Here is a 26256-nt window from a genome sequence, read left to right as displayed (position 1 = left end):
CAAGTTCATCCCGGGGCAAGCTGTTTTATACGATATAATACTAGTTATATATCGATATGTCGGGCGTCACTTTTCTCGGGACTGCAGGGGGGAGGATGGTGGTCACCAGCCAGCTGCGGAAGAGCGGCGGGTTCTGGCTGAGCCTCGCGGGCAAGAACATCCTCGTCGATCCCGGGCCGGGCAGCCTCATGAGAAGCGTGGAGCTGGGGCTGAAGCCGGCCAATCTCGACTGCATCGTTTTATCCCACAAGCACATCGACCACAGCAACGACGTCAACATCATGATCGAGGCCATGTCCGGCGGCAGCTTCCGGCCGAGGGGCATACTGCTCGCGCCTTCCGACGCACTGGAAGGCGACGACCCGGTAGTCCTGAGGTACGTGCGCACCTACATCCGGAACAACATCAAAGTCCTCGAGCCCGGCTTCAAGTACTCACTCGACGGCGTAGGAATCGAAGTGGCCGTCCGGATGATGCATGCGAATGTCGAGTCGTACGGCCTCAAGTTCACCTTCGACGGCAAGACCCTCGGCTACATCACCGACACAAAATACTTCAACGGCCTGCCTGAAGCCTTCAAAGGCTGCGACTACCTCATCGTCAACATGGTCCGCATGACCCACGACGCCCGGTTCGAGCACCTGCTGCCCGAAGACGTGATCAGAATCCTGAAAGTAGCGAAGCCCAGGCAGGTAATACTCAACCACTTCGGCATGCAGGTGGTCAAAGCAAGGCCAGACGCCGTAGCCCGGCGCATCGAAAAGGAGTCCAGAGTCCGCACCATCGCCGGCGCCGATGGCATGCAGTTCAGCTTCGACACCGGGAAAGCCGTCACCGAGCCCACCATAAGCAGCTTTGGCTAAAACCTTAGCCATGATGATCTATCGCTCGCTTTTCTGACTACAGAGGCACAGAGGTTCACGGAGTACTGTTTTACCACAGAGGCACAGAGGTTCACAGAGACTCACAGAGAAACGGTCAACCACAGAGGCACAGAGGTTCACAGAGTCTTACTTCATTATCTGTTGTATATCATACTTCAATTAAAAATCTCTGTGCGTCTCTGTGTTTCTCTGTGTCTCTGTGGTGAGCCGTTCTCTGTGTCTCTGTGGTGAAAATATCCTTGAACTGGTGTTTTTGTTCAAGCTTTCAGCGCAACAAGCCGCTTAGTGTTTAACATTATCGCAGCGAGCAGCAAGACGAGCGGTATGACGTACAGTAAAACGTTGATCGCCCCGACGCCCGGCGCTCCGGTGGCGAGCCTGGTGATGAGGCCGATGGGCGAGGGCTCGACGAGGTAGCTGAGGCTGGCGACGGTGATGAGGAGGACGGAGTAGATGAACTGGGATCTTTCCCTGTCTTTGAAGTACAGCGCTATCAGGGCTGAGCCGGTGGCTACGAAAGCGGCTATCAGTCCGGCCATGACGATGACGAGGACTACGTTCTGGATGTATATCCTGTTGAAGGACAGGAGTATCGACCAGAGGATGCACTGGACTACGGCGATGAAGATCGATGCGGCGAGCTTGCCGGCGATCATATCTTTGAGAGCTACGGGGGCGGCGAGCAGGGTGTCTATTGTCTTGCTCTCGAACTCTTCGGAGAGGGTGTCGATCACAATGCTGCCGGCGATGAAGGCGGGGAACAGCATGAGCATGGGTACGATGAAGGAGAACAGGAACTCGTAGGTCGTGCTCGACCGGCCTGTGACTTCCGCGAATTTGATGTCTATGCCCTGGGCTGTCCGGAGCTGGTTTTCGAACTTCTTGAGCGGCTCTTTCAGCACCATCAGGATGACGGTGCTCCTGGAGTCGGATTCGGGCAGGAACAGCTTCAAATCCATGGGGCCGCCCGTATACTGCGGTACATAGATAACCGCGTCGAGGCTGCCTCCGGCGAAGGCTTGCTGGGCGATCTCCGGGTTGTCGTAGTATGTCGTGTTGACGTGCGCCCGCCGCAGGTCCTGGATCAGCTGTGTGTTTTCGGCGCAGATGATGCCGACGTTAAGCTTTATGTTGGTGTTCTGGCCGATGGTGCCCGGGTCGTAGAACGACATGAGGCCGATCAGGATGACGGAGGACAGCGAGGCGATGATCAGCTGGATCACGATGGCCAGCACGATCGTCTTTTCCTTGCCTATCGCCCTGATCTCTTTATTGAATATGGTCCAGAAGGCGCCCATCAGAATAACCCCGCAGCTCTTAAGTTGTAAATGTTATAGGTCGTGTGCACCAGCGTGCCCGCCAGCACGGCCACAATATACCATTTCGTGCCCAGCTTCCTCGTAGAGACGCATACGATGGTTGTGAAGATGAAGTGCGCGACGAGCGGTATCAGTAAAAGTCCCGCGTCGTTGATAGCCTCCATGAGGACGTTGCCGGAGATGATGCCCAGCGACAGGTACAGCAGCGCCTTTTCCCCGATCAGGAACCCGAGGGCGGACAGGAACGAGAGCGCCACGATCTCTTTGTAAGACTTGAGCATGCCGTTCTCCAGCAGCATCACGATGCCGGCGGACTTGGCGATCTCTTCCACGAGAGCGCTGAAGACGAGGAGCACGATGAACATGAGGAACATCTGCTGGATGTTGGTCGCCAGGGCTACGATGATGAGCTGGACCATAAAGACGGCTGGTATCAGGAGCAGGCTCAGCAGGGCGATCGACAGATAAACATGATTCTTGTTGATGGCCAGGTAGATCGCGTCCCCGACTTTCCTGTATAGCGGCCCGTAGCTCAGCAGGTACTCTTCGTTGAAGATGCGCACGCCCACGTACATCGCCAGCAGGAACACAAGGTACATCGGCAGGGTGGAGAACGTGTACTCCAGCAGGCCGAAGCTTTCCCCCCGGTACATCTGGACCGCCAGCGTCAGGGGCGATATGAAGCTCAGGTTGTTGATCCCGGTGAACAGGGCGGGGAACACGAGGTACCCGGTGATGAAGGTGATCGCCGCCATAGAGAAGAACGTCTGGTCTTTGTACGTGCGGTAGAACAGCGCCACCATCAGGTAGACGGCGAAGATAAAGAGGACGATCGGGGTGAAGATGGCGATGGCGAGCAGCAGGTTGCCGTTCAGCGCCAGCGTCACGCCCACGATGACGACGAGGGCGAAGGCCAGATAGGGCAGCATCTTGCCCATGATGACGTCGAGGGCAGAGACGGGCGTCGACATGAGGATGTTCAGCTTTCTGTTGATCTTTTCGTCCATGAAGCTGCTCGTGAAGAACACGCTGATGAAGAAGATAGGCACGATGTAGAGGAACGCAATGATGACCTGGGACAGGGGCACCGGCGGGTTCATCAGCGAGGGGACGATGATCTCGTTCTCCGAGACGAACTGGGCCTTGAACTTAGGCTGGGTGCCGTTCATCGCCTGCTCAAGCTGTGCTTTCACAGCCGCATCTGTGGTGCTGCCAGTGCTGCCGGTGCCGCCACCAGTTGGCGTCGGAGCAGGAATCGCAGTCACTGTTACTACTGGAGCGCTCGTCGTAGGGGTCGGCACCGGGGCTTCCGATGCGGCCGGCTCTGGTATATGCCCGATGAGGTCCGTGATTGACCCGCCAGCGGCCTGCGCGGTAGTATTGACGTTTAAGTAATGAGTCTCGATGCGTAGGGGATAAGCCCTGTCGATGTCATACTGCTCGGTGATCCTTTCGAGCTCCTGCTTTTCCAGGTACTGCTTGAGCGCGCCTATCGCATACCTCGACCGGGAATCGCTCCTGCCTGTTACCGTATCTGCACTCACGTAGGCATCGATGGAGTTGTTACGCACCAGATTGTACCCCGTCGAAGGGTCTGTGTAAACCAGACGGAAGCGGCTGTCGTCGATGGCCGGCCCATCGGCAGACACTCCCACCGTGTACATGCCCTTGCTCAGCGTCAGCCCGCCCTGGGAGACGAAATAAGAGATGAGCAGCGAGGCGGCGATGATCGCCAGGATCAGGGCCCGGGAGTTGCCCCGGAAACGGGTGCTAAAGCGCTTTACTTCCCTCGTAGCGATGATCAGTATATTCTTCATCGGAACCCCATCACGCCCGCTCGCTCACTCACTCGCTCGTTCGCCCCCGCCCCGATGCGCACGAAAAGATTATCAATTATTCTATTTATTGGAAAGATAATGATTAAACTGACAGGGGTTACGAAATTATATAAACATTTTGCCGCGGTCAGCGATCTGAACCTGGAGGTCCGGCAAGGCGAAATTCTTGGCATCATTGGCCACAACGGCGCGGGAAAGAGCACCACGCTAAAGATGATGGTGGGCCTGGTGGCTCCCACGGCCGGCTCAGTGGAGATCCTGGGAAGGGACATGTCCCGGGACAGCACAAACGTCAAGCGGCAGATCGGCTACCTGCCAGAGGAGAGCCCCCTGTACGAGAACATGACTGTAGAGGAGTACCTGCTGTTTTTCTCCGAGCTGTACGGCATGCCTAAGAAAGCCGCTAAGGCCCGGATAGACGAGCTGCTCGGCTCGCTGAAGCTGAAGGACCAGAAAAAGCTGACCGGGGAACTATCAAAGGGCATGAAGCGTAAGGTAGCCATCGCGAGATGCCTGCTCCACGACCCATCCCTCCTGATCCTCGACGAGCCCAACTCGGGCCTCGACCCGCTGACCTCTTTCTTCATCATCGACTACCTCAAGCAGCTCCGGGGCCAGGGCAAGACCATCGTGCTCAGCGCCCATAACCTCTTCCACATCGAGTACATCTGCGACCGGGTGGCCATCATGAAGGACGGCAGGCTACTGGTCTGCGACAATATGGAGGCTATCCGCAGGAGCCTGGGCATCCGGGAGTACCAGGTAATCTTTAAGGCAGATCAGAGCCTCGATTATGAGCAGCACGAGGGCAACTACGTGTTCAAGACCGCCGACATAAGCGAAATCGCCGGCCTGCTCCACAACATCTCCGACAACAACTGGGCGCTGGTCGACCTGTCGGTCCGCCAGTCGGCGCTGGAAGACATCTACGTCAAGCTCATGACTAACTGAGGTACCAGAGTGTTCGGATTCCTGAAGAAATTGTTCGGCGGCGGCAAGAAGATCGCATTCAAAAAGTGCTTCTTCGAAAAGAACCAGATCTGCGACCAGACCTGCAGGGCGTTCTCCGAAAAAGGCACCTGCTCCATCGTGGACCGGGTGAGAGAAACTCGGGATCCCAAAGAATGTGCCGAGGCGCTGAGGGCGCTACGCAACATTCACAAAGACCCCGACCGCATTGCCCGGGACTACCCGGATCTGTTCCCTCCGCCGAAGCTGTATTACGAGAACGACGGCTAGCTTTATCCTGTACCCGTGGCGGGCCTCTGGCTACCTATAGCGGCACCTATGGTGGAAGCCCTTGATTAATGAGCTGTTCGCAGTACTTGCTGAGCTCCGACTGCTCGAATTTCAGGTTCCTGCGGATTCTCACCGCCAGCGAGCGGTAGTCGAAGTCCGGGAACATCTGGTTTATTCCCCTGAACGGCGGAGGGCCGTAATACGCGTCTCCCTCCCTTTTGTACCGGGGGATGAGGTGGACGTGCAGGTGCTCGTTCTGGTTCATGTAGATGGCGTAGTTCATGCGGTCCGGGTTGCAGACTACTTTTAATGCATCGACCGTGGCCGACACGTCCTCCATGAATGCCATGAACAGCATCTGCTTGTACTTCATCAGTTCGTTCAGGTCAGTCACGTGGTCCCGCAGGATGACCACCGAGCGGCCGGGAAAAGTCTGATCGTAGCTCAGGGCGGCTACGCTGACAGGCAGGCGCCTGATAAAAGTGGGCTCCGGGTGCTCGTACTCCTCGTTGATCAGCACGATGAGCCTGTTTTTTCTGCAAAAGCCGCAGTGCGGGTCATAGCTCACCTGAAACGGCCTGGCCATGGCGTGGCTGCGCCTGAGCACGCCTGCGGCGATCATGTCTGCCATGTCGTGGGTAAAGCACTCGTCTACCCGGCCATCTCTCTTGCTGTAATCCATCGTGACCTCCGGAGCAGTCCAGGGCGTGAGCGTAGCCCGGGCATACTGTAAAAAATATTGTTGCGATAGGCTAAATTCTTACCTGTCCTGATCTGCATGCCAGAGTTTTAATGCCACATGGGCATATGCTCACGAACTCTCCGGCTTCAGCAAGTCCTCAAACAATCCGATCTGGGCTTCCAGATCTGCCTTTATCTCATCCATGTCGAGGGGCTTGCCGTAATCGAAGACGAAGCTCTTGAAGATCCACGAGAACCTGTACGCGTTGAAGAGCCCGGAGAGCGCCCTCACGTTGCAGGGCCTGATTTTTCCTGCTTCCATCTGCTCCTTGAAGATGGCTTCGGTCGTCGCGTCTCCCCTTTCGATATACTCTCTCCGCACGTAGTCGCGGATGCGGTCGTTGTGATACATCTCGGTGAACATGATGTGCGCGATCTTGATCATGATCGGGTTGGCCTCGATAAACCAGGGCAGGCCCGCGAGCATATCCCTGAAAATACTGCTTTCCTGACGATTCTCTGCGTCCGGCGCCGGGGGCAGAGGGGCATATATCTGACTTTCCATGTAGTCGAAGATCGCATCGAGGATGGCTTCTTTGGACTGGTAGTGCCTGTAGACGGCGCTCTCCGCTATGCCTACTGCTCCTGCGATGTCTCTGATGGATGTCCTGTCGTATCCTTTCTCGGCGAACAGGTCCACCGCAGCGTCGAAGATCTTCTCCTTCGTGTGCTTTTCTCCCGGCACTCTTGCAGGCCTGCCGGTCCTGCCGGCCTGCTTTTTCTCGCCCATGCTCTCTTTCCTCATCTTAAAACCGGCCCTGTGCTTTCATTTTGATCTCTGCTGCTACGTAAACCTGACGCCAACGCCTGGCCCGAAGAGATCAGGCAGAGCAGGCCGGCGATCGTAAACAGGGCCAGATCGTACGGCGCCGGCGCCAGCAGCCCTGCAATTAAGAGGGCCAACCGCTCGGGCCTGCCGAAGCAGGCGGCGTTCGAGTTCAGTCCTCTTCTATGATTGAAAATTCTGGTAGTCAGCAGCAGGCACGAGCCCGCTATGACGACAAGCGCCATGACCGGGGCACCTCCTATAATTGCTCCCGCCACGAAGGACAGCTCAGAAAGCCGGTCGCAGACGCTATCGTAGTACCTGCCGAACTCTGTACACTCACCCGACACTCTGGCCAGTGAGCCGTCGACCGCATCCATTATAGCCCCCAATGTGAAGACGGCAATGCCCGCGTAGAGCTGACCTGAAGCGGCGAGCAGCCCCCCGATCACAGACATCAGCAGTCCGGCAGAAGTGACCATATTAGGCGTTACTCCCGCCCTATGAAGAGCACAACTGATCGGCATCAATGTCCGGTCCTTAAGGGGTTTAAACACGTAAAGCAGGCTCATCTGTTGCTCCTGATTGCATCGTACCACGATTACCTTGCGGCTAAGCTAAAGAATCTGGATAGCAGCTTTGCCGCCGTTTTCTTTACCAGGCCCGCCCGGGGCTCGTAGTAATACCATGTGTCTTTTTCCAGCCACCCGTGCTCTCTCCAGTAGTCGTAATCGTAGTATTCCGACGATAGCTTCCTGATGGACGCCTGGGCTGCCAGGAATACAGCCATGTTAACCAGGCCAGGCTTAACTCTGCCGGCTGTCACTGCGCTGTGGAACTTTTTCGCCGCTACCTCTACTTTTTTATCGGCTTTAGCCGCCCGGGTGCCGAATTCCGGGACTTCGCTGGCAGCTACGGCGAATCGGTCTGCGATACTGAAGCCCCAGACCTCTGCCATGAATGAGAACAATTTGAGCATCTGGCCTGTTCCCAGCTCAAAGCCAGCGGTAGCCAGCACTAGAGCGCTCTTGAAAAAGCGGGGGCGGTGGCAGACGTAGGCAAACCTGTCGAAGAAGTTCTTCATCAGGCCGGAGACGTTGAAGACGTAAACTGGGGAGGCAAAGATGACTCCGTCAGCCCTGTGCATTTTCTCCTCCAGCATCGCCCGGTCGTCCTTGTGAGGGCAGTGGTCTTCACCTTTGACGAAGCAGGCCCCGCAGCCGAGGCATGGCCTGAGATCCAGGTCTTTTAAATACACGTATTCGAAGTCCACGTCTCCGAGCTTTTTCATCTTCTCCTCGACTTTTCTGGTCAGCCTGTAAGTGTTACCGTTCTTTCTCGGGCTTCCCATGATTGCCAGTATCTTCACAAACATTACCTTCCTACTGTGTCACTACTGCCACCAGGTCTCTGCAACTCCGGGCAGCTTTTATCTCGTCACGATCCCCGATCAACATGACCTCTGCCTTGCGGTTTTGAAGAGAGGCCACCTGGCTCTCCAGCGAAGTCAGATCGCTTGCAACAAAGTCATTTGAGCCGGTGGTCCCGAAGACGCCCAGTTTCGTATTCTCCTGTAGCTCCAGCCCCTTCAGGTACGCCTCGATCGAGTTGCTGGCCTTCCCGAAGTAGATGGGTCCGCCGACTACGACTACATCGTATCCGGAGGCACTGGATGCTGCCGTGCTGCTTACGCCCGCCAGCTCAACTTTATAGCCCTTAGATTGCAGGTCGCCGGCAATCTCAGCTGCCGCTTTCTTCGCCGCCCCTGTGACGCCCGGATCATAGACGACCAGAGCATTTCCGGCGATCTGTCCCGCAGGGCTCAGCGATTCGGCGCCCGTAGCCATCTTGCCCGTCAAACCGGAACATATGATACCCCCGCTTGCTACGAGGGCGATTATTGCCAGCAGTACAAGAATAACTGCGACTAGAATGATTATTGTCAGTAAGGACATCCTGATTCTCTCCATCTTGCCTCATCCTGTTATGTGAGTTAACATTCACTCACATAAATTCATATGGGATATCCGCTATAAAAAGTTAACGCTCATTCACATTTACCGGTTGCCCGCGAGCAGCGCCTGCGCCCACTCTCTCTTCTTCCAGATTTCCATTGTACAGGTGCGCAAGCCGGACAACAGGGAGGTTTCGGAGGTACCGGAGATCAGAGAGAACGATCTCAGGGGGAGGTCAGGGAGGTCAGGAGATCAGAGAGGAGTACAGTGAGGAGCCGGAGGTCAGGGAGGATTTGAATGGCGAATATCCAAAAGGTTACAGTAAGAAATATACTTCGTGCATAGTCCTTACTGAAATGTTTCGTACGAGCAGTCCTATAAAAAGAATAAGCGCTGACTTCTACTCTCCGGTAATACCCACAAGCATCTTGCGGCTCCGTGGGCCGTCGAACTCGCAGAAGTAGATGCCCTGCCAGGTGCCGAGGGCAAGCCGGCCCTCTACCACCGGTATCATCTGGGAGAAGCCCATCATAGACGCCTTCAGGTGTGCGTCGGAGTTGCCCTCAGCGTGGCGGTAGTTCCCGTGGACTGGCACCAGCTTTTCCAGCGTAGCTAAAAGATCGGTGACCACGTCGGGGTCGGCGTTCTCGTTGATGGTGACGCCCGCGGTCGTGTGGGGCACGTACACGTAGCACATGCCGTTCTTTACACCGCTCTTCGCCACCTCGGCTGATACCTGCCTGGTTACGTCGATGAACTGCGCCCTGGTGCTGGTCGGTACTGAAAGTTCTTTCCAGATGATCGTGATCACTCCCGCATACTCAGGTATGCGATTGATAGAGAAAAAATTATCTGGCCTTAACGGCCACGTCCTTCGCCCACTGGCGGATGGCTTCCCAGTCCCTCTGGTCGACAGGCTTGCTGGTGTCGATACCCTTCTTCTCGAAGTCCGCCTTCATGGCGTTGGCCATTATCTTCGCTAAGATGTTCGGGCTGTCGAAGTTGACGACGCCGCCGAAGTAGGCCAGCGCTACCGGTTTTATGGCCGGGAACTGAGCCGCAGTTTTTTCGATGCTCTGCTTAGCGGCGTCAGCCTGGGCCGGATCGCTGCCTGCGAGGCCAGAGGAGAACAGCGCGACCTTTTTGGAGGCCAGCATTTTCTGATTCTTCTTCAGGAAGCCCTTCGCCTTGCCGCTCCACATACCTGCGTAGACCGAGCTGCCGACGACGAAGAGATCGTAGTCCTCTACCTTCACGTCTCTCAGGTCCGACGCGTTCTTCACGACCGATTCAAAGCCCTCCGCCGAGAGCGTTTTACCGATCTCCTCAGCGATCGCCGTGGTGGCGCCGCCTCTGGTCCCATATACTACTAACGCTTTCATCTCTAAGCCTCCTTCTGTTTCGGGGGCCACTGCACCTCGCCTGGCCCCATATCTTTCATCATATTCATGACCAGGCTGACCACCAAGTTGACTGCCGCCTTTTTGATCGGATTAATCCTGGTCTCGTAGTGGTACTCCTTGCCCTTCGTCACGCAGGCGAAGCAGCCTTTACAGAGCTGGAGATTTGCGTCCTTCAGGAAGACGTAGTCGAAGTCGACCTCGCCCTTCCGCTTCATCCGTTCTTCGACCATCCTGACTACCTTGTAGCCGCTGCCCTTGCCTTTCGGGCTGCCCATTATAGCAATGATCTTCATCTTTTTAGCCTCCTATGCCGCAGCTGCTCCCTGCGCTTTTTCCGCATTCTCCGCAGCCTTTTCATCGGTAATTCCTATGATCTGGTAGAGCCTGCCAAAGTTGATGTCCGTAGGAATGCCCTGCTCGTGCCAGTGCTTTCTGCACCCGCAGTGGTCCAGCAGGACGCACTGGGGCGGCAGGCCGAGCCCTTTCGCCTTCCACCCGCCGGAGACGAGGTTGGACACGCAGGCGATGCCCACGATGCCTACGCCTTCACCGATAAGCTGCTTTCCTGCGTCCCCCGAGAACACGGACGACTCGTGGGGCACGAGGTGGACGCTGAAGCCGTGCTTTTGGCCCAGCTTCATGAGCATGTTCACCCGGCACTTCGGCTCGCACCCGGTGCACTCGCACGATAGGCCGTTCGAGCGGGCCTGGCACTTCGGCTTCGAGTGGTAGCGCATGCAGGCCGGCAGAATCACCGCCTTGTGTTTCGTCTGCTGGAAGTCCGCCCGGAACGATCGGTTCATGATCTCTGCGCCCACCATGTTGAGGTGGTACTCCACCCTGCGGCGGGCGGAGAAGACCACGTCTTCCTTCCACCTGTGCTCCCGGTGTTTCTCCTGCAGGAACTGCTCGACGTTCGGGGTGTACTTCCCCAGACTTTTCAGGCTGCGCTCCTCAAACCACCTGGCGAAGGCAATCGCTGCCTCAATATCCCCCGATACCTGTCCCGCAGAGAGAGTTTCCCAGTACTCACTCCAGTTGTGCAGCCTCCTGACCTCCTGCACGTGATCCCCCGTCGCCTCCATCCACTGGAGCAGCTGGTCCAGGTGCTTCAGGGATGCCTTAGGGGACCATGCCCTGTCTGTCGGGGCCAGGAAAATGGTCGCGAGGACGCCTCTGATGCCGTCGGCGACGGGCTTGAGCGTCTGGTTCCGCTGGCGCAGCCTCGACAGGTATGCCATGATGCCGGTCCAGCCGCTCGAAATGTCCTGGGCGTCGTCGGCGTATATCCGCCACAGCGTCCCCAGCATCAAAAGCTCGAAAGTGTACTCCTCCGCCGACCGAATTGCTTCAATGCTCTCGTTCTGTACGTACTCCTGGAAGCGTCCGACGATCGGGAGAAGCACCTTCGCCTCTTTTAGGACTTCGTCAGTAAAGGCCGCCGCATCCTGGTAGTACTGGTTGGAGTTGAACTGGCCGTTCCTGAGGGAGTAGGTGACCACTTCCATCCTCACGCCTCCTTTACCCTGACGCTCTCGAATACGAACCTGATGTGGGGCTCCAGGTCCTTCAGCATGCTATCTGTAAACGTGTCGTATGTCGTCTCGTCGAACCGGATGATGAAGTAGTCGAAGAAGAGGTAGATGCAGTGGTAGAAGAACTCCTGGGCCAGCAGCCTGGTGTCACATTCCTTGATGTAGCCGAGCTTCATCATGATGTCGAAGGTCTGCTGCCAGGAAGCGACTGGGGTTTCCACCATGCTGGCCTTGAAGAACCTTCTGACCTTCTCGTTCCGGAAGAGCTCGATGGCGATGATCCGCCAGATCTTCGCAATCCGGGGGGTGTTGATCAACTGCAGGTAGCTCCGGGCGCCCATCTTCATGAACTCCTCGGCACCGTACTGCTTTAGCAGGTCCTCCATAGGCACGTCGAACGGGGCGGCCCGGGCCAGCTCGGCAATAAAGTAGTCGGTGATCGTGTCCATGATCTCCTCTTTGCCCTTGTAGTGGTTGTAGATCGAGCTTTCCCTGATGCCGACCTCCCGGGCGATCTCCCGGATGGATACCTTGTCGTAGCCCCACTTTGAGAAGAGATCGATGGCTGCGTCCATGATCAGCTCTTTAGTGCTGGCGGCGGGTCCAGTGTTCTTCATACTTTTCTACCTCTTATTCGACTTTTTATCTCAACTAACGAACGAACGTTCGTCATCCCTGTAGATACGCTATGAGTATATAAAACTAACGTTCGTTCGTTAGTTTGGAGCGCTTATTGCATAATCGTGGCGCCGAACTGCCCGACCCTTAGTAACCGGTACGCTTCCGCACGCAGGTGCGATCGATTACGGGGAAAGTATTTAAGGCTGCGAGTAACTGTTCGTTAATGATAGAACAATCTGGTGATATCGCATGACCGAAGAGCAAATTCGTCCCATAACCCCGGCCGAGACCTTCGCGGAGGCTGTGGATGCAGCGATCGTCCTGAAGCAGCGGCTCATCGAAAACCTCAGCACCGATGACGGCGACTACCGGGCGGCGTTCTACAAGTTCTACAACCGGTTTATGAGCCTGTACTACATGACCAAATCCGACGTGATCAACGGCAGGACCTTGAACGGGCTGGAAGACGCGGAAAAGCGCCAGGAGCTGATCAACCGCCTGGAGCAGTACGACGAAGACGTCATGACCGGCAAGCTCGACGTCGCCGACGCCCGGACCGGCATCAGCCTGCTGCGCCAGTATACTGACTATCTAAAGTACTACAACCTCGTCTGATCCCGGCGGGCAGACTCTTCTTTTTCACTTTCTCCGCAAACGTCCCGATGGACTACCCCGGGTATCTGGACGCTAAGGGCCCAAGACGCTATACTTGAGGTGAAGAGATCAAAGCCGCTAAGCCGCAAAGGGAACTCTCAGGCGGTCTCATAATTCACGGTGATTGCCTGTTTTAATAATACGCTACCCGAAAATACGATTAGATCTTGCCAGGATGTATGCCTTTTGAACGCCTGCCAATGGCAGGCGTTCTCGAAGGCGATCCGTACACTATCGCTGTGCTGTGCGTTCTCTGTTTGTCCGGGTTCGGTGAGACAGCAACACGATCGCTGCGCTGTGCTGGGACACAGATTTAACAGATTGTACAGATTGCACAGATGAACACAATGGATAAACGGGTAATAACTGTCTTCACAAGCCTGATTCGATGAGCATCTGTGCAATCTGTATAATCTGTACAATCTGTGTCCGAGCACAGCGCAGCGATCGTCATCGCATCGCCCGCATCGGACGCCTGCCACGGCAGGCGTCCTGGCGGGCGAACATACAGTATATGATTTTACGGTTTCTCTAATTGGGATAAGTTCCTTATAGTATGATAAAAACAAATTTCGAAATTACTTTGCGGCTCTGCGGCTTTTGATCTCTTCCCCCTAAATAGCGTCTTTGACCCTTTGCCCCCGACCTTTCCCTGTGAAGTGAACAGCCGGCAGGCAGAGAGTTTTTAATCCCCGGAGCCAATTGTCAGGGAGATACTATGGCTGACAAGCTTCTCCACGGCAACCGAAAGGTCGTATCCGTAAGCCTGCGCATAAAAAGCCGCCCCGTCGTCCTGACCACTGAGACGGCCGAGCAGGCCGTCCGTGAGGCTTCCTTCATCAGCCTGGCAGACCAGTGTGTCTGCCGTGCAGAGCGCAAGTGCGAGAACTACTCCCCCGGCTTCGGCTGTCTGTACCTGGGCGAGGGCGCCAGAGGTATAGTGGCTAAAGGCAACGCGAGGGAGATCACCGTAGAAGAGGGCCTCGACGTAGTCCGGCAGGCCAGAGAGCTCGGCCTGGTTCACATGATCCTCTGGACCAGCCGGGAACTGCGAGCGCTTGGAGGCGACGCTGACCATGCGCTCGAGCTGTGCTCCTGCTGCCCGTGCTGCTGCATAAACCGTAGGACCGGCGACGGCATGCAGGCGTACATCGACGGCATGACTGGCCTCGCCATCGCCCGGGCAGACGATGGATGCACCTCCTGCGGCGACTGCGAGCGGGCGTGCTACTTCAAAGCCGTCTACATCACCGAGGACGGCCCGTCGATCTACGCCGATCGCTGCAAAGGCTGCGGCCTGTGCGAGATCGCCTGCCGGCAGGGCGTGCTGAAAGTTTACCCCCTGGAGCAGGTGCCCGTTTACGATGACGGCTGGGAACAGATACCCTCGCAAGAGTTCATTGACCAGATTCTAAGAACCATTCGGTAGGAAAATCTTTTCTCGCTACCGATAGTAAAGTGATCTGATGCCCGAAGAAGTGCGCCTCATCCGTCCGGAAGAGCTCGATCAGCTGCTGGAACTCTACCGGCTGCTTCATCCTACAGACCCCGACGCCCGGGAAAATCCCGGCCTGCCACAGTTGTGGGAAGAGATCATTGCTGACAAAAATTTGTTCTACCCTGTAGTCGTCGCAGACGGAAAAATCGTCTCCTCCTGCACGCTGGCTATCGTGAAAAACCTGACCAGGGGTCTCCGGCCATACGGCCTCATCGAGAACGTGATTACCCATCCTGATTACCGGAAGCGAGGCTACGGCACGATGGCCTTGCATAAGGCGGTCGACATCGCCCGGGAACACAACTGCTACAAAGTCATGCTCCTCACCGGGCACAAAGACGAGGCTACGCTGAACTTCTATGACCGGGCAGGGTTCGTCCGGGGCGAAAAGACTGGGTATATCCTCCACCTCTGAATTATACATGTGATAATTCACTACACTGTCTTCTCTGTGTTTCTGCTGTAAAAATTAGGTTGTCCGGACAACTGTGGCGCCTTTTAGCTCGCTTTCGATAACTCTGGCCGCATCCCGGGCGCCGTCGTTGAGTGGTATAATCTCAATATCCTCCGGCCTTTTGGCCCCCAGCCCGAGTTCGGCGGCGCGCCTGATCTGGGGCAGGCTGAATATGTCGCCGTCTGCCACTTCCGGGGTCGTCCCGTACGATCTTAATATTGCGACTCCGCAGGCGTCTATGGCAATGCGGTCGCTGCTGGCGAGCATGAGGCCCGGCTCTATTAAAGTGCCTTTCTCCGGCCCGCCTCTGGAGAAGCCCTTGATTGCGTCCATGATAGCTACTGTGGGGGAGTACGCGGCGTTGATCTCGGCGATCATTTCCCGCTGGTAAGGTGACGAGTGGAGCTCGTCCATATAGTCATAATTATCCCCGGGGTCGTACCGGGCGACCATGCCTACGCTGTTTTTCAGGGACATGGTGAAGTGGCCGCCGAACCTGTGGGCTTTGAGGCAGCAGGTCTGGATAGTCAGGTCGGCGTCGGCGAAGTATGGGGCGAACAGGTAGCCTCTCTTCCAGTGGCTGGCGCTGTGCTGTACCCAGTCTCCCATGTCCTGCAAATCGTCCAGGACGATAACGTCTACTCCGTTGCGGCGGGCGAGATCCAGGGCTCCCATGTCCTGCAGCACTTCTCGGGTGACGCCCATGCCGCTGCGCTCGGCCAGCCAAAAAGTTGCCTGACCGGAATGCCGGCCATGCGGCTACGTATGCCGAATTATTCTCCCTGGGTCTGCATTTGCCTGACAGCCCATAATGCATACAGGTATTTTTATAGAAATGTTTAAGTATTAAACAGTAAATATAATTGTGGCATTATTTAACACGATGGGGTTGAAAGCATCGAGACACAAGTGATAGCAAAAAGCCGTATACACGAGTCGTGCAGGCTGTACGGCATCAACACGATCGGCAGGAACTGCACCATTCTCGAGAACGTCACTCTGGGCTATCCCAGCGGCCGCATTCTGGACGAGATCGCAGCGGCCGGGGCTACGCCGGAGACTTATTCCTACGTCGGGGTCCGCCTCGGCGACGATGCGGTGATCCGGCCAGGATCTACCCTCTACTGTGACGTAGTGATCGGGAATGCCCTGCGAACCGGGCACAACGCCCTGATCAGGGAAAATACTCTGATCGGAGACCGGGTGCTCGTCGGTACCAACGTCGTCATCGACGGCAACTGCAGGATAGGGAACCGCGTCAGCATCCAGAGCAACGTGTACATCCCGACAAACACGACCATCGAGGACAACGTGTTCCTCGGGCCGTGCTCAGTCCTGACTAACGACAAGTACCCGATCAGGATACCCTACGATCTGAAGGGCCCCGTCTTGCGCAAAGGGGCATCCGTCGGAGCTAACGCCACCATCCTGCCCGGAGTTGAGATCGGGGAGGGAGCAATGGTTGCGGCAGGCGCGCTGGTCACCAAAGACGTGCCGGCATGGAAGCTTGCCATCGGGGCGCCGGCGAAGATCGTCGAACTGCCAGAAGCGCTCAGGAGCTTAAACAGGATTTGATGCTATGATTCCTATTGCAAAACCATTGATAGGCCAGGAAGAGATCAACGGAGTCGTGAGTGTCCTCCAGTCGGGCACTCTCGCCGAAGGTCCCAGGGTCAAGGAGTTCGAGGAGGCCTTCGCCTCGTATACCGGCGTAAGGCACGCCATTGCAGTAAACTCAGGCACAGCCGCCTTACACGTGGCACTGCTGGCGAAGGGTATCGGCAAGGATGACGAGGTTATCGTACCGCCGTTCACGTTCATTGCCACCGCCAACTCGGTGCTCTTCGCAGGAGCAAAGCCTGTGTTCGCAGACGTGGACCCCGAGACCTTCAACATCGACCCGGAGAAGATCAAGGAGAAGATCACGAAACGTACCAGAGCCATCATTCCGGTGGACCTTTACGGGCAGGCGGCGGCCATGGAGACCATCATGGACCTCGCCAGAGACCATGGGCTTGCAGTCATAGAAGATGCCTGCCAGGCTCACGGGGCTTCAGTGAACGGCCGGAAATGCGGCTCGTTCGATGTCGGCTGCTTCAGCTTCTACCCGACCAAGAACATGACCACCAGCGAAGGCGGCATGATCACCTCTGACGACAGAGAGTTCGACGCCAGGGCACGCATGATCCGGTCCCACGGCTCCCGGGTCCGGTACTATCACGAGATGCTGGGCTTCAACCTACGCATGACTGACATCAGCGCAGCCATCGGGCTGGCCCAGCTCAGGAAGATCGAGGAGTACAACGAGAAGAGGATCGCCAACGCGAGCCGGCTGAGCCAGCAGTTGCAGGGCATCAAAGGCATCGTCACGCCCGTAGTTCGGCCCGGTCACAGGCACGTCTTCCACCAGTACACCCTGCGGATTACGCCAGACTTCCACCTGTCAAGGGACGAGGTCGTCAGGAGGCTCGGCGACGCCGGCATCGGCTCCGCAGTCTATTATCCTGTGCCTGTCCACCGGCAGCAGCTGTACCAGGAGATGGGCTACACCGACTCCTTCCCGGTATCGGAGATGCTTTCCGGCCAGGTCATTTCTCTGCCGGTGCACCCGTCCGTGACTCCCGAAGAGATCGACTTTATCGCCGCCACTATCCGGAGGCTCTGAGATGCGAGTCGGCGTCATCGGAGCTGGCGCAATGGGCCAGAACCACATCCGCACCTATAGCCAGATGAACGACGTGGAGCTTGTCGGCATCGCTGACGTGGATCAGCAGCGCATTCAGTCCCTCTCGAAGCAGTATAACACCATGGGTTTCACTGACTATAACGAGCTCCTGAAGCAGAACCTCGACGCGGTGAGCATCGTGGTGCCGACCACCCTGCACAGGAAGGTGGCCATAGATGCGATTCACGCAGGTACCAACATTCTGGTCGAGAAGCCTATCGCGGACACGATCGAGAATGCTCAGGCTATCACTGATGCAGCGGACGCCGAGGGCCTGACCCTCATGGTCGGCCACATCGAGCGCTTCAACCCTGCCGTGGTGAAGATGAAGCAGATCATCGACAGCGGCAAGCTGGGCAAGGTCGTCTCCATCTCCACCAGCAGGGTAGGCCCCTACAACCCGAGGATCAGGGACGTCGGCGTGATCCTCGACATCGGCGTCCACGACATCGACATCATCTCCTACCTCTACAACAGCCGGGTCACCGACGTCTACGCCATCGCGGGCAAGGAAGTTCACTCCCTCGAGGATCACGCTTCTATGTTCCTGAGGTACGAAGGCGACCGGGCGGGGGTCGTGGAAGTCAACTGGCTGACGCCCCACAAGACCCGCAAGTTCACGGTCATAGGCACGGAAGGCGTCGCCTACGGGGACTACATAGAGCAGCGGGTCACCATCCACGACAAAGAGTGGGTGAGGGATGCCAAGATCGAGAAGAGGGAACCGCTTGCACTGGAGCTGGAAAGCTTCCTGGACGCGTGCAAGCACCACAAAGAGCCTGTGACCACCGGCCCGGATGGCATACATGCCCTGGACGTGGCCATCGCCGCGATCGACTCATACAAGAGCCGCTCGATGGTGAAGATCCACTCGGCCCGGTATGCTATCCCGAGAGCAGACCAGCCTTCGAAGGCAACCGTATAACTATGGTGAAAATATGAGCACGCTGTTTCACGAGCGGACCACTGCGCTAAGCGCTGTTCCTTCTCCTGGCGTCCTGTCGGGTAGCGTGGTACTGATCCACGGCAGGCTGAACCCGCTCGTTCTCGGCACAATTGTGGCGGTAGCCAGAGGCTGTGCCGACTCAGTGATCGTGGTGCCGGAACGGCACGATGCCAGGCTGGAGCAACTGGCAGGCTCCCTGGGCGCCCGGGTCGTGCCCGCAGATCCTGATGGTGCCAGTATTCTCGGCTCTGTGCTGGCTGAGGCGGGCACAGTCGTTGCTATGTATGGTGACGGGTCTCACGATCCGTTCCGGATACCTGCCCTGTTAAGGCAGGCGTCGGGTGGCAGCGACGTGGTCGCCGGAGCACCGCTTCAGTCGTCTGGCTCCAGAGATGCAGCGAGGCTGCTGAACAATCATAAGCGGACGATGCCTGAGTCCCAGTTTATCGCTGCGTCGCACCGGGCCCTGGAAGGGATCGGCATCCGGCCGGGAACCGACCTGTCGCAGCAGATACAGGATCATGCCAGGCGCTGCGGCATCAAGGTCCGTAACGTCGACCCGGCTCCGGACTATTCGTATCTGGGCATGGCCAGGATCGGCGTCGTCGTGCCGGCGTATAACGAAGAGGTCTTGCTCGGGGAAACTGTCAGAGGAATGCCCTCGTACGTCAGCCGCATCTACGTGATCGATGACTGCAGCACTGACAGGACTCCGGAGGTCCTCCGGAAGCTCGCGGATGAAGATCCCCGGGTGGTGGGCCTGAGACACGAGGTAAACAAGGGCGTCGGAGCCACGATCATCGACGGCTACAAGCTTGCCCTGCAGGACCGCATGGACTACGTGGCGGTCATGGCCGGGGACAACCAGATGGACCCGGAGGAACTGCCAAGGCTGCTTTTGCCTGTCATGGAAGGCAAAGCCGACTATGCCAAGGGCAACAGGCTGCTCGGCCGGCAGATGAGAAAAGGCATGAGCAGCTGGAGGTTCCTGGGCAACTCGATGCTCACGATGCTGAACAAGATCGCCAGCGGCTACTGGCACATCAGCGACCCGCAGAACGGCTACACAGTCATCTCACGCGAGGCGCTGGAGACGCTGGACCTCGACTCGATCTACACGTACTACGGGTACTGTAATGACCTGCTCGTCAAGCTAAACGCGGCCGGCTTCAGAACGATAGACGTGCCCATCCCTGCCCGGTACGGCAGGGAGAAATCCAAGATACGGTACGGGCGGTTCATCTTCAAGGTAGCTCCCATGCTGTTCCGCGGCTTCCTCTGGAGGCTGCGCGTTAAATATACTGTGCTCGATTTCCACCCGCTGGTTCTTTTTTATCTGGCGGGAATGGCGCTGCTGCCGGCAGGAATCCTGACGGGACTCCTGTCGCTCGCGCTCCCGTGGCTGAATCCCCCGGCCTTCGCGCCCGTGGGGCTGTTCGCCACAATCCTGGCTCTGGCCGGGCTGCAAAGTCTGCTGGCTGCAATGGCCATGGACGCGCAGATCGACCGGGAGTCGGTGAAGTCAATTAACAATTAAAAAGGTGAGGGCTCCGGGCGGAGTCTTCACACTATTATTTCGACTATGGAGTGATGGATATGGCTAAGCAACAGAGCGTATGTAGCAGGTGTGTCTCGGATACGACGATACCTGGTATCAAGTTCGATGCGGAAGGGGTTTGTAATTTTTGCAGGATGCACGAGGAGCTCGAGAAAGCTCACCAGCTGAACGATGAGAACAAGCGCCGGTTCGAGAAGCTCATCGCCAAAATCAAGCACGAGGGCCGGAAGAAAGAGTACGATTGCGTGGTGGGAGTGAGCGGTGGCAGGGACAGCACTTACGTTCTGTACAACGCCATAAAGCTAGGCCTCAGGCCGCTGGCAGTCCACTTTGACAACGGGTGGAATTCCGATATTGCTGTCAGCAACATCAAGCGGGCTACGACCAGGCTGAACGTCGACCTGCATACCGTCGTCGCCGACTGGGAAGAGTTCAAGGACCTGCAGAAGTCCTTCCTGAAAGCTTCCGTATCCGACGCGGAGATCCCCACCGATTACGCCATTCTGTCCGTGCTGTACAGGGAAGCCGCCAACGCGGGCACCCGGTACATCCTGAACGGCCACTCTTTCAGGACCGAGGGTATTGTGCCGCTGGGCTGGACATACATGGACGGCAGGTACGTCCACAGCGTCCACAAGCAGTTCGGCCGCATGAGAATCAGGAGCTTCCCGGTCATGTCCATGTCCGACCTGATCTACTACACCCTGGTGAAGCGCATCACCTTCGTCAACCTCCTCCGGTACATCGAGTACGACCAGAAGAAGGCCGGAGAGATCATGAGCCGGGAACTCGGCTGGCAGTACTACGGCGGCCACCACCATGAGAACGTGTACACCCACTTCTTCCAGTCTTACCTCCTCCCGCAGAAGTTCAAGATCGACAAGAGGAAGGTGGAGTACTCTGCCCTCATCCGCTCGGGCCAGATGGACCGGGAAGCGGCGCTGAAGGACCTCGAGAAACCTTACCCGTACGACAAAGAAGTCGTCAAGTACACGATCTCCAAGCTCGGCCTGACCCAGGCACAGTTCGAGGAGATCATGTCCACCCCTCCGAAGACCTTCCATGACTACGCCACGTACTACCCCTTGATCAAAGCTTTGCGTATGCCGATCAAGGTCGCCTGTAACCTTGACCTGCTGCCCATGATCTTTTACCAGAAGTACCTGGGGTAAGGCTATGATCGTCATCGTGGACTACGGGATGGGCAACCTCCGCTCCATACTCAACAAGTTTGAGCGCATGGAGGTGGAGGCGAAAATCTCCTCCGATCCCGCGGAGATCGAGCGGGCGGATAAGCTGGTGCTGCCTGGCGTGGGGGCTTTTGACGCCGCCATGCAGAACCTCCGCCAGCGGGGCCTGATCCCTGTGCTGGAGAAGAAAGTGCTGCGGGAGAAGACTCCCATCATGGGCATCTGCCTCGGCATGCAGCTCTTCACGAAGCACAGCGAGGAGGGCAACGTAGCCGGCCTCGGCTGGATCGACGCCCGGACCGTCAGGTTCCGCCTCAACGGCAGCGGCCTTCGCGTGCCCCACATGGGCTGGAACTCGATCACCGTAGACCGGGACTGGCAGGCGATGAATGGCCTGGAAACAGGCTCCCGGTTCTACTTCGTCCACTCGTACCACGTATGCTGCAACGATCCGGCTGACAGGCTGGCAACCACGAATTACGGAATTGACTTTACATCGATGGTGCAGCGCGACAATATCCTCGGCGTCCAGTTCCATCCGGAGCGGAGCCACAGGTATGGCGCCCAGCTGCTTGAAAACTTCGTGAGATGGTAACTATGCTACAGATCAGAGTAATCCCATGCCTGCTGCTCCAGGGCGACGGCCTGGTGAAGACCGTACAGTTCAAAGACCCGAAATACGTCGGCGACCCCATCAACGCAGTGCGCATCTACAACAAGAAAGAGGTAGACGAGCTCATCTTTCTCGACATCATGGCCTCCCGCAAGAAGAGCCTCTTCGGGCCTAAAGCCACCGGCCCGAGAGTGGACCTGATCGCCAAAATCTCGGACGAGTGCTTCATGCCCCTCGCTTATGGCGGCGGCATTAAGACTGTAGAGCAGGTGCGGGACATCCTTGGCACAGGAGTGGAAAAAGTGATCATCAACACCCAGGCCGTCGAAGACCCGGCGTTCGTCCGCAGGGCAGCCGACATCTTCGGCAGCCAGAGTATCGTCGTGGCCATCGACGCCAGGCGCCGGCCGGACGGCAAATACGAGGTGTACACCCATGGCGGCGCTAAGCCCTGTGGTCTCGACCCCGCAGCTCACGCCAGGCGCATGGAAGAAATGGGCGCCGGGGAGATCTTCATCAACTCCGTCGACCGCGACGGCATGATGAACGGTTATGACCTTGAGTTGATCAAGTCCGTGTCCTCGGCGGTGAAAGTGCCTGTCATCGCCTGCGGAGGCGCCGGTAAAATAGATGATTTCGCCCCTGCGGTTAAGGCAGGCGCCTCGGCCGTCGCGGCCGGGAGCTTCTTCGTGTTCCATGGCAAGCGCCGGGCTGTGCTGATCAATTACCCGGCGAGAGCTGAGCTGGGCAGCGTACTGGATGCGGGACAGGAGCCCAGTCCGAGCGCAGGAGGTGCGATGTAATGAAGATCGCAGTCGACATCAACCACCCGGCCCACGTCCACTACTTCAGGCATTTCATCCGGGAGATGAAGAACAGGGGCCACGAGGTCATGATTACCGCCAGCGAGAAGGAGATTTCCTACCAGCTCCTGAACGAGTACGGGCTGGAATACAAGAAACTAGGCACATATGGTATTTCGTTACTGGACAAGGTCAAGAACATCCTCATCCTGGACTTCAAGCTGCTGCAGGCAGTCAAAGACTTCAGACCCGACGTCTTCTTCGGCTTCGGATCCATCCGCAATGCCCATGTCTCCTTCCTCCTCGGCAAGCCATGCGTGGCGTTCGACGACAGCGAGCCGTCTCCGATTGAACACCTGCTGTACGTTCCCTTCACTAATGCCATAGTGACCCCGGATTGCTTCAAGAAGGACTTCGGCAGGAAGCACGTCCGCTACAACGGTTACACTGAGCTGGCATACCTGCACCCGAAGTACTTCACCCCCGATCCTGAGGTTCTCAAAAAGATGGGCCTCAAACCCGGGGAGAAGTACGTGGTCATGCGATTCGTAGCCTGGAAAGCCGGCCATGACTTCGGCAAAGGCGGCTTCAGCGACGAGGCCAGGATCCGGGCTGTACGGGAGATGGAGAAGCACGCCCGGGTGTTCATCACCTCAGAGCTGCCCCTGCCGGCCGAGCTGGAAAAGTACCGGATCAAGATCTCGCCCGTCAACATTCACAGCGTCCTGTATTATGCGCAGATGCTGATCGGCGACTCGCAGACGATGACCACTGAGGCAGCCCTGCTGGGCACCCCGGCGATCAGGTGCAACACCTTCGTAGGCGAGCACGACATGGGCAACTTCCTCGAGCTGGAGAAGAAGTACGGCCTCATCTTCAACTACGATAACCCCGGCCAGGGCATCGATAAAGCTGTGGAGCTGATCAGCCGGCCTGATCTGAAAGCGGAGTGGAAGCGAAAGCTGGACGTGCTGCTCGCGGACAAGATCGACGTGACCCAGTTTATGGTCGACTTCATCGAGCGCTACCCCGCAAGCCTGAAAAAAGCTACTCTGGCCGTCGAAAAGAAGGTGCCGGCATGAAGGTCCTTACAGTAGTCGGGGCCCGGCCGAACTTTATCAAGATGGCCCCGGTATCCAGAGAGCTGCAGAAGAGCATGACAGAGGTCATCGTTCATACCGGCCAGCACTACGATTACGAGCTGGACAAGATCTTCTTCGACGAGCTCCAGATCCCTGCCCCCGAATACCACCTCGGCGTCGGCTCCGGCTCCCACGGCTACCAGACAGGGGAGATGCTCAAGAAGATCGACGGTATCATCGCTCACGAAAAGCCGGACATCGTGCTGGTATACGGCGATACGAACAGCACTTTCGCAGGTGCGCTGGGCGCCGCCAAGATGCACGTGCCCGTGGCCCACATCGAGGCAGGGCTCCGGAGCTTCGACCGGCGGATGCCGGAGGAGATCAACCGGGTGCTCACCGATCACATCTCCGACTTACTGTTCTGCCCTACGCAGGCGGCAGTAAGGCACCTGGCGGCGGAAGGTATCACTGAAGGAGTGCACCTGACGGGGGATGTCAGCGTTGACGCGATGAAGGCGGTGGCGGAGATCGCCGAAAAGCGGACCGACGTGCTGGCCGATAACGGCCTCAGCAAGAAAGGCTACAGCCTCGCCACGGTTCACAGGGCGGAAAACACCGACAGCTACCTGAACCTCAGCAACATCGTGGACGCGTTCTCGGAGATCGGCGACGTAGTCCTCCCCGTGCACCCCCGCACGGAGAAGTACCTCAAAAAGTTCAACCTCTGGGACCAGCTGGCCGACCACGTGAAAATCATCCGGCCGGTAGGCTACCTCGACATGATCACGCTTGAGAAAAACGCCCGCATGATCCTGACCGATTCCGGAGGGGTCCAGAAAGAAGCCTACATCCTGAACATCCCCTGCATCACCCTGCGGGAAAACACAGAGTGGGTGGAGACCGTCGCAGACGGGTGGAACGTGCTGGTGGGCAGCGACAAAGACCGGATAGTCGGAATGTACCGGGACTTCCGCCCGGCCTCAAGCCCGAAAAACGTCTTCGGTGATGGCAACGCCCGGACGAGGATCAGGGAAATCATCGAGGAGTATTCTGCTTAGAAGGCATAGAAGGCGCAACAGAATGTTAAACAAGTACGTGTTTACTTTGGCCCATGAGATAGGAGACATGAATTTCTATCCGACCTACAGGCGACTGCTGAAGAACCAGTGGAAAAGCTACGAAGAGCACAAGGCAGAGCAGGAGCAGCAACTGGTCAACATCATTAACTTCGCTTACCGTAACGTGCCCTTTTATCGCCGGCTGTTCTCCATGCACGGCCTGAAGCCGGAAGATGTCAGGACCCTGGAAGACCTGGAAAAGCTCCCCATCATCACCAAGGAAATGATCAACGAGAACTGGGAAGCTTTCAAGCCCGTACAGCTGAACCGGATCAAGTACACGACGGCGGCCACCGGCGGCACTAGCGGCACGCCGCTCAACTACCGGCTGTCGAACTTCGACCGGTTCCTGAGCGGAGCGATCCTGTACAGGGGCTGGGGGTATGGCGGCTACAAGCTGGGAGACCGGATGGTCTTCCTGGCCGGCTCCTCCCTCGACGTCGGGCTGAAGCCCGGCCTGGTCACCCGGGCCCACGAAGTTGCCCGCAATCTCAAAAAGCTCTCGTCCTTCGACATGGGCGACAAAGAGATGCGGGAATACGCCCGGGTAATCAACTCCTTCAAGCCCAAATTCCTGAGGGGGTATGCCTCTTCTCTGTCCACGTTCGCCACATGGCTGGAGCTGAACGACGTCAAAGTAAACCCTCCAGAGGGGATATTTACCACCTCTGAAAAGCTCTACCCCGCCATGCGGAAGAAGATCGCCGAAGTCTTCGACTGCCAGGTCTTCGACACCTACGGCCTGAGCGACGGAGGCGTTACTGCCTTCGAGTGCCCGGAACACTCCGGCCTGCACATCGACACGGAGCGCAGCATCATGGAGGTCGTTGACGGCACAGGCGCACAGATCACCAAAGGCGAGGGCAGGATCGTGGCGACCAGTCTGTATAACTACGCCATGCCCTTCATCCGGTACGATACTACTGACGACGGCTACCTCACAGACGAAATGTGCGGCTGTGGCAGGGGCTACAAGCTGCTGAAAGAGGTCAAAGGCAGGAGCACGGACATCCTGCTGACCCCCGAAGGAAAGCACGTCCACGGGTGGTTCTTCCTCTACATCTTCTGGGAGCAGAAAGGCATCAAGGAATATCAGGTAGTCCAGGAAAGCCTCGACAGAATCGTCATCAAGCTGGTGCCGGACAAATCCTTCAAGGAGCGCCAGCTCGAGGAGATCCGGGAGATCGTGAGACAGCGCAGCGAAGGCTGGACCGTGGAGTTCCAGATCGTCGACCACATCGAGCGGACGACATCCGGGAAGTTCAAGTTTATCGTCAGCCACATCGACGACAAGCTGACCGCCTGAACCGT

28 protein-coding genes and 1 pseudogene are annotated in these 26256 nt (G+C 57.2%); 16 read left to right on the top strand and 13 right to left on the bottom strand.

Translation table 11 applies throughout. The features are described from left to right. Positions 1 to 56: 56 nt before the first annotated feature. Entirely contained in the window at positions 57 to 863 is an 807-nt protein-coding gene (locus RCI_RS05955) for an MBL fold metallo-hydrolase (RefSeq protein ID WP_012035500.1), read from the top strand. A gap of 278 nt (positions 864 to 1141) precedes the next feature. Here RCI_RS05955 and RCI_RS05950 read toward each other — a convergent pair whose 3' ends face one another. Together RCI_RS05950 and RCI_RS05945 are read right to left on the bottom strand one after the other, a co-directional pair. Then, entirely contained in the window at positions 1142 to 2182 is a 1041-nt protein-coding gene (locus RCI_RS05950) for an ABC transporter permease (protein ID WP_012035499.1), read from the bottom strand. After that, positions 2182 to 4020 (bottom strand): ABC transporter, encoded by a 1839-nt coding sequence (locus tag RCI_RS05945; protein ID WP_012035498.1) that lies wholly within the window; start codon positions 4018 to 4020, stop codon positions 2182 to 2184. Before RCI_RS05945 ends, RCI_RS05950 begins: the two co-directional genes overlap by 1 nt. Before the next feature lie 99 nt (positions 4021 to 4119). On the opposite strand from RCI_RS05945, the gene RCI_RS05940 reads away from it, so the two are divergent. Beyond that, positions 4120 to 4992, top strand: a complete 873-nt coding sequence (locus RCI_RS05940) for an ABC transporter ATP-binding protein (protein WP_012035497.1) — start codon at positions 4120 to 4122, stop codon at positions 4990 to 4992. Positions 4993 to 5001: 9 nt separating this feature from the next. Beyond that, a complete protein-coding gene (locus RCI_RS05935; RefSeq protein WP_012035496.1) occupies positions 5002 to 5280 on the top strand; it encodes a hypothetical protein in 279 nt (92 codons plus the stop codon). Between the two features lie 46 nt (positions 5281 to 5326). On the opposite strand, the gene RCI_RS05930 is transcribed toward RCI_RS05935, so the two are convergent. The 10 genes from RCI_RS05930 to RCI_RS05885 form a co-directional block, all read right to left on the bottom strand. After that, a complete protein-coding gene (locus tag RCI_RS05930; RefSeq protein ID WP_012035495.1) occupies positions 5327 to 5962 on the bottom strand; it encodes an HIT family protein in 636 nt (211 codons plus the stop codon). A gap of 129 nt (positions 5963 to 6091) precedes the next feature. Further along, positions 6092 to 6766 (bottom strand): TetR/AcrR family transcriptional regulator, encoded by a 675-nt coding sequence (locus RCI_RS05925; RefSeq protein ID WP_012035494.1) that lies wholly within the window; start codon positions 6764 to 6766, stop codon positions 6092 to 6094. Next, on the bottom strand, positions 6763 to 7314 hold the full coding sequence (locus tag RCI_RS05920) for a CDP-alcohol phosphatidyltransferase family protein (protein WP_269446495.1): 552 nt from the start codon (positions 7312 to 7314) through the stop codon (positions 6763 to 6765). Before RCI_RS05920 ends, RCI_RS05925 begins: the two co-directional genes overlap by 4 nt. Positions 7315 to 7388: 74 nt before the next feature. Then, complete coding sequence (locus RCI_RS05915) at positions 7389 to 8156, bottom strand: flavodoxin family protein (RefSeq protein WP_012035492.1); 768 nt, start codon at positions 8154 to 8156, stop codon at positions 7389 to 7391. 13 nt (positions 8157 to 8169) lie between these two features. Further along, positions 8170 to 8757 (bottom strand): flavodoxin domain-containing protein, encoded by a 588-nt coding sequence (locus RCI_RS05910; RefSeq protein WP_012035491.1) that lies wholly within the window; start codon positions 8755 to 8757, stop codon positions 8170 to 8172. Positions 8758 to 9142: 385 nt separating this feature from the next. Further along, on the bottom strand, positions 9143 to 9553 hold the full coding sequence (locus tag RCI_RS05905; RefSeq protein WP_012035490.1) for a secondary thiamine-phosphate synthase enzyme YjbQ: 411 nt from the start codon (positions 9551 to 9553) through the stop codon (positions 9143 to 9145). Positions 9554 to 9590: 37 nt separating this feature from the next. Then, complete coding sequence (locus RCI_RS05900) at positions 9591 to 10124, bottom strand: flavodoxin domain-containing protein (protein WP_012035489.1); 534 nt, start codon at positions 10122 to 10124, stop codon at positions 9591 to 9593. Positions 10125 to 10126: 2 nt separating this feature from the next. After that, on the bottom strand, positions 10127 to 10438 hold the full coding sequence (locus tag RCI_RS05895; RefSeq protein WP_012035488.1) for an NAD(P)H-dependent oxidoreductase: 312 nt from the start codon (positions 10436 to 10438) through the stop codon (positions 10127 to 10129). Positions 10439 to 10450: 12 nt separating this feature from the next. After that, entirely contained in the window at positions 10451 to 11653 is a 1203-nt protein-coding gene (locus RCI_RS05890; protein ID WP_048198130.1) for a DUF116 domain-containing protein, read from the bottom strand. A gap of 2 nt (positions 11654 to 11655) precedes the next feature. Continuing rightward, positions 11656 to 12297 (bottom strand): TetR/AcrR family transcriptional regulator, encoded by a 642-nt coding sequence (locus RCI_RS05885; protein ID WP_012035486.1) that lies wholly within the window; start codon positions 12295 to 12297, stop codon positions 11656 to 11658. 253 nt (positions 12298 to 12550) lie between these two features. Here RCI_RS05885 and RCI_RS05880 point away from each other — a divergent pair, with 253 nt between their 5' ends. The 3 genes from RCI_RS05880 (at position 12551) to RCI_RS05870 (ending at position 14868) form a co-directional block, all read left to right on the top strand. Continuing rightward, on the top strand, positions 12551 to 12916 hold the full coding sequence (locus RCI_RS05880; protein ID WP_012035485.1) for a hypothetical protein: 366 nt from the start codon (positions 12551 to 12553) through the stop codon (positions 12914 to 12916). A gap of 757 nt (positions 12917 to 13673) precedes the next feature. Further along, positions 13674 to 14384, top strand: a complete 711-nt coding sequence (locus tag RCI_RS05875) for an ATP-binding protein (protein ID WP_012035484.1) — start codon at positions 13674 to 13676, stop codon at positions 14382 to 14384. Between the two features lie 37 nt (positions 14385 to 14421). Further along, positions 14422 to 14868 carry a GNAT family N-acetyltransferase gene (locus tag RCI_RS05870; RefSeq protein ID WP_012035483.1) on the top strand — a complete coding sequence of 149 codons (447 nt, stop codon included), beginning with the start codon at positions 14422 to 14424 and terminating at the stop codon, positions 14866 to 14868. A gap of 54 nt (positions 14869 to 14922) precedes the next feature. Here the strand turns inward: RCI_RS05870 and RCI_RS05865 are convergent. Beyond that, positions 14923 to 15636 (bottom strand): annotated as a pseudogene (locus RCI_RS05865) (DUF362 domain-containing protein); the annotation flags it as partial. 180 nt (positions 15637 to 15816) lie between these two features. On the opposite strand from RCI_RS05865, the gene RCI_RS05860 reads away from it, so the two are divergent. The 10 genes from RCI_RS05860 (at position 15817) to RCI_RS05815 (ending at position 26251) form a co-directional block, all read left to right on the top strand. Continuing rightward, positions 15817 to 16482, top strand: coding sequence for an acyltransferase (locus tag RCI_RS05860; RefSeq protein ID WP_012035482.1), 666 nt, complete (start codon positions 15817 to 15819; stop codon positions 16480 to 16482). A 4-nt stretch (positions 16483 to 16486) separates the two neighbouring features. Next, positions 16487 to 17572, top strand: coding sequence for a DegT/DnrJ/EryC1/StrS family aminotransferase (locus RCI_RS05855; RefSeq protein ID WP_012035481.1), 1086 nt, complete (start codon positions 16487 to 16489; stop codon positions 17570 to 17572). 1 nt (position 17573) lies between these two features. Further along, the gene (locus RCI_RS05850; protein WP_012035480.1) at positions 17574 to 18557 is read left to right on the top strand and encodes a UDP-N-acetylglucosamine 3-dehydrogenase; all 984 of its coding nucleotides are present in this window, start codon (positions 17574 to 17576) and stop codon (positions 18555 to 18557) included. Positions 18558 to 18570: 13 nt separating this feature from the next. Further along, positions 18571 to 20115, top strand: a complete 1545-nt coding sequence (locus RCI_RS05845) for a glycosyltransferase family 2 protein (protein WP_012035479.1) — start codon at positions 18571 to 18573, stop codon at positions 20113 to 20115. Positions 20116 to 20174: 59 nt separating this feature from the next. Further along, positions 20175 to 21308 carry an N-acetyl sugar amidotransferase gene (locus RCI_RS05840; RefSeq protein WP_012035478.1) on the top strand — a complete coding sequence of 378 codons (1134 nt, stop codon included), beginning with the start codon at positions 20175 to 20177 and terminating at the stop codon, positions 21306 to 21308. 4 nt (positions 21309 to 21312) lie between these two features. Further along, entirely contained in the window at positions 21313 to 21921 is a 609-nt protein-coding gene (hisH, locus tag RCI_RS05835) for an imidazole glycerol phosphate synthase subunit HisH (RefSeq protein WP_012035477.1), read from the top strand. A 2-nt stretch (positions 21922 to 21923) separates the two neighbouring features. Beyond that, complete coding sequence (locus tag RCI_RS05830; protein ID WP_012035476.1) at positions 21924 to 22742, top strand: AglZ/HisF2 family acetamidino modification protein; 819 nt, start codon at positions 21924 to 21926, stop codon at positions 22740 to 22742. Next, complete coding sequence (locus RCI_RS05825; RefSeq protein WP_012035475.1) at positions 22742 to 23824, top strand: DUF354 domain-containing protein; 1083 nt, start codon at positions 22742 to 22744, stop codon at positions 23822 to 23824. The genes RCI_RS05830 and RCI_RS05825 overlap by 1 nt, the downstream gene beginning before the upstream one ends. After that, complete coding sequence (gene wecB, locus RCI_RS05820; RefSeq protein WP_012035474.1) at positions 23821 to 24885, top strand: non-hydrolyzing UDP-N-acetylglucosamine 2-epimerase; 1065 nt, start codon at positions 23821 to 23823, stop codon at positions 24883 to 24885. The genes RCI_RS05825 and wecB overlap by 4 nt, the downstream gene beginning before the upstream one ends. A 67-nt stretch (positions 24886 to 24952) precedes the next feature. Further along, positions 24953 to 26251, top strand: a complete 1299-nt coding sequence (locus tag RCI_RS05815; protein ID WP_231844951.1) for a phenylacetate--CoA ligase family protein — start codon at positions 24953 to 24955, stop codon at positions 26249 to 26251. Positions 26252 to 26256: the final 5 nt, after the last annotated feature.

This window comes from Methanocella arvoryzae MRE50, from assembly GCF_000063445.1.
Classification (GTDB): domain Archaea; phylum Halobacteriota; class Methanocellia; order Methanocellales; family Methanocellaceae; genus Methanocella_A; species Methanocella_A arvoryzae.
Note: the sequence above shows the minus strand (reverse complement) of the source record. Positions and strands in the feature narration are given on the sequence as shown.